The sequence below is a fragment of the Bacillus sp. JJ1127 genome (assembly GCF_036965845.1).
Lineage (GTDB): Bacteria > Bacillota > Bacilli > Bacillales > Bacillaceae_G > Bacillus_A.
The window spans coordinates 1,664-1,987 of the sequence record NZ_JBALQK010000413.1 but is presented as its reverse complement, the minus strand read 5'-3'; the positions used below and the strand labels follow the sequence as shown (position 1 = coordinate 1,987).

1 protein-coding gene is annotated in these 324 nt (G+C 34.6%); it reads left to right on the top strand.

Annotated features, from left to right (window positions below; translation table 11 throughout):
- Positions 1 to 103: 103 nt before the first annotated feature.
- Positions 104 to 316 carry a YqaE/Pmp3 family membrane protein gene (locus V7183_RS25310; protein ID WP_097899505.1) on the top strand — a complete coding sequence of 71 codons (213 nt, stop codon included), beginning with the start codon at positions 104 to 106 and terminating at the stop codon, positions 314 to 316.
- Positions 317 to 324: the final 8 nt, after the last annotated feature.

Sequence of the window (324 nt, the reverse complement as noted above, 5' to 3'; positions counted from 1 at the left end):
AAGAAAGGGGTTTTTATGTAGGTTTTTCGATTTGCACTTATATAGTAGCGCATTGCTTAGATGCTGTTAGTCAAACAATTTACAATGAGGAGACTTGATAAGAATGATGTATTTGTTAGCGATTCTTTTTCCGCCACTTGCAGTATTACTTTGTGGAAAGCCATTTCAAGCAATTGTAAACTTCTTTTTAACACTGATTGTTTGGGTGCCAGGAGTTATACATGCGATCCTTGTAGTGCATGATAAAAAAGCTGACCGAAGTCTTGAGAAACAAATTAAAGCATACGACAAAATAAATAAACGAAATAGAAACTGAAGTGGTAT